The organism is Bartonella saheliensis, assembly GCF_902162175.1.
Genome location: NZ_LR607271.1, coordinates 1 through 3,141 on the forward strand (window position 1 = coordinate 1; position 3,141 = coordinate 3,141).

Here is a 3,141-nt window from a genome sequence, read left to right on the forward strand (position 1 = left end):
GAACATCCCCCACGCAACACCCCCCCATGTCTTCTTCTAAGCCCTCTCTCTTTTCCCAAAACAGATAATGAACAGGCAACTTTTAAAAAACGAGAATCAAACAATACTTTACTCTAAGGAGATGAGATGAATCATCAAGATAAGAAAAAAAACACGCGCCCTCTTAAGCTTCACGAGAAAGGAAAGCACATGGGGCATTTAAAGACGCAAGAAATCGCCCTTGAAACGCGCAATCCTTATTTTCAGTCTGCTTATCCAGAAAGTTCCAGCAACCAGCGTACGATCAAAGTTCTTGTCAATGCACAAAGCCGTCCCATTGCGCTTTTATATGCGAAAGGACATATCAGTAAGGCACAATATAAAGCCGCAGAACGTTTTTATTTTTATTGGCGTCACAGTCAGGCAGACTTGCACATGAGCCTTGACTACACCCATGAAAAAGTTGCCTGTAGCCAAGGCTATACCCACCCCATTGAACGGCAAATAGAAGCCTCCAATCATTTAAAAACCATCAAAGGGCAACTTGGTATTCTTGGCTATTCATTGCTTGAGCGGGTTATTGGTTATGGACAAGCAATCAAAGAATTAAGTCCTTCAAAACGCAAACAAAACTCCCTTGCCGATCATTTACGCGATTGTTTAGACTTACTTGCCTTTCACTGGGGCTATGCAAACCATAAACATTCGGAATAATTCCCTCTCTTTAATCATAGAACAGACAACATTTTTTTTAAAAACAAGCCCCTTGTTATCTAAAACGCCGCTCGCTCCCCAAACATGAGTCTTCTAACCACGCCCCCACATCACACGTAAATATTTCACTGTTTCATCAAGTCACTCAAGCAAAACAGCTAACTCCACCCCCTCCTTTCAAACCCCAAACAAAAGCCACCTCCCTGCGCCTAAACCATGTATCTACACACCCCACACACCGCACAACACGCCAACAGCTCTCACCACCATCCCTACCACAACTAAAAACACGCACTTCACAAAACCCTTATACGCAACACGCACGCTCTTTTTTAAAATAACAAAGCCCCTCATCCCACGCTAACCTATCACACCGGTCTATCGCACCGGCCTATCACCATGAGGAGCTCTTTTTATTGTTTTTTATTGAAGAATAAATATGGTTGCATATGTCATAACATCTTTAAAAACTGAAATTAACAGTGCTTTGCAAAATAAACATTCAATGAAAAAGAAGTATTTATGACGTTTTAAGGCAAAAAAGCAAAGTTTTCTTTTTTATAAAAAGTATTTTTATATTGCTCTCTTTTTAATTTTCTGTTACCTATAGAAAAGTAAGTTTTCTAAATTTATTCTTCTTTGATATTTTTTTTACAACCCAATGTTGAAAATCTTCTTAATTCTTGCCTTCTGCTTGAAGCAGAGGGCTTTTTTGTGGCTGTATTATCTTAAAATACTCTTAAACTTTGTGCTCTTCTTCCATAAATCTTCCCTTGCAAAAGAGATTATTCTTTTTTCCAATCAACTTTAAAACTCTCCCTCAAAAGACAAAATTTTTCCTCAAAAAAACAAGGAATTTAAGAGAGAATCTGTTTTAGGACATACACTGTTTTATAACGCAACAGAATCAGTAATATTTTTCTTTATCATTGAAACATCAATAGGGTATTTTATCCTGGCAATGGATTGATGAATGATCGTTTCTGCTCTTCATCTCAGAAATTTTAGCCTAAAAGAGCCAATTCTCATAAGATTTCTCTTCTTTTAACACGGGCTTTTCTTCTTTATCTTAAAATTCATCAAACCATCGACTCATTACAAGCAAAAGAGCCCGTACAAAATAAAACACGTCAAAGATAAAGAATGACAAAAATTGACTCAATTTATTATGTCCTATGATAAAGCCCATTCTTTAAGGAGCATCTTCATAAAGCCATTGAAATCATTGAAATATTAACCAAATCCATGAGCGCAATCAAAAGCCCAATTGGGAACAAATGCCTCATAAATTTTGTCAGATTTAATAAAATCAAGAAAAAGACAAAAAAATAGCACAAAAATATCTTAATTCTCATAGAGATCTCAATACTCGTTGCACTAACCTTCATTAGTGAGTCTTACTCTATAACCCTCTCAAATATCGAGGAGACAAAGCAAATATCTATAAAATACACAAATCGGTAGAGATAAAATAAAAATAAATCTCTTGGGCTTTCTCTATTTTTATGAGATATGCCTTCCCCTAAGGATGCACTCTGCCTTCACAAAGAGTGCATCCTTCCCCTCAAGGGATACACGCCTAACCCTCATAAGGCATGTACCCAATCTTAGTAGAGGATGCACTCTAGCCTTGCATCAAGAGTGCATCCTTCCCCTCAAGGGATACACGCCTAACCCTCATAAGGCATGTACCCAATCTTAGTAGAGGATGCACTCTAGCCTTGCATCAAGAGTGCATCCTTCCCCTCAAGGGATACACGCCTAACCCTCATAAGGCATGTACCCAATCTTAGTAGAGGATGCACTCTAGCCTTCATAAAGAGTGCATCCTTCCCCTCAAGGGATACACGCCTAACCCTCATAAGGCATGTACCCAATCTTAGTAGAGGATGCACTCCGCCTTCACAAAGAGTGCATCCTTCCCCTCAAGGGATACACGCCTAACCCTCATAAGGCATGTATCCAATCTTAGTAAAGGATGCACTCTAGCCCTCATAAAGAGCGCATCCTTCCCCTCAAGGGATACACGCCTAACCCTCATAAGGCATGTACCCAATCTTAGTAGAGGATGCACTCTAGCCTTCACAAAGAGTGCATCCTTCCCCTCAAGGGATACACGCCAACCCTCATACGGCATGTATCCAATCTTAGTAGAGGATGCACTCCGCCTTGCATAAAAGAGTGCATCCTTCCCCTCAAGGGATACACGCCTAACCCTCATAAGGCATGTATCCAATCTTAGTAGAGGATGCACTCTAGCCCTCAAAAGAGTGCATCCTTCCCCTCAAGGGATACACGCCTAACCCTCATACGGCATGTATCCAATCTTAGTAGAGGATGCACTCTGCCTTGCATAAAAGAGTGCATCCTTCCCCTCAAGGGATACACGCCTAACCCTCATAAGGCATGTACCCAATTTCATAAAGGATGCACTCTAGCCCTCATAAA

2 protein-coding genes are annotated in these 3,141 nt (G+C 40.1%); one reads left to right on the forward strand and one right to left on the reverse strand.

The window, feature by feature from the left end; all coding sequences use genetic code 11:
* Window positions 1-126: 126 nt before the first annotated feature.
* Window positions 127-693: a hypothetical protein gene (locus tag FS875_RS09510; RefSeq protein ID WP_144756120.1), complete on the forward strand. Its 567-nt coding sequence runs from the start codon at window positions 127-129 to the stop codon at window positions 691-693.
* 1,879 nt (window positions 694-2,572) lie between these two features.
* On the opposite strand, the gene FS875_RS09515 is transcribed toward FS875_RS09510, so the two are convergent.
* A complete protein-coding gene (locus tag FS875_RS09515) occupies window positions 2,573-2,914 on the reverse strand; it encodes a hypothetical protein (protein WP_144756123.1) in 342 nt (113 codons plus the stop codon).
* Window positions 2,915-3,141: the final 227 nt, after the last annotated feature.

Coding starts and splice junctions, on each gene's coding strand:
- FS875_RS09510 (WP_144756120.1), top strand. CDS start 127: ATGAATCATCAAGATAAGAAAAAAAACACGCGCCCTCTTAAGCTTCAC.
- FS875_RS09515 (WP_144756123.1), bottom strand. CDS start 2,914: ATGAGGGTTAGGCGTGTATCCCTTGAGGGGAAGGATGCACTCTTTTAT.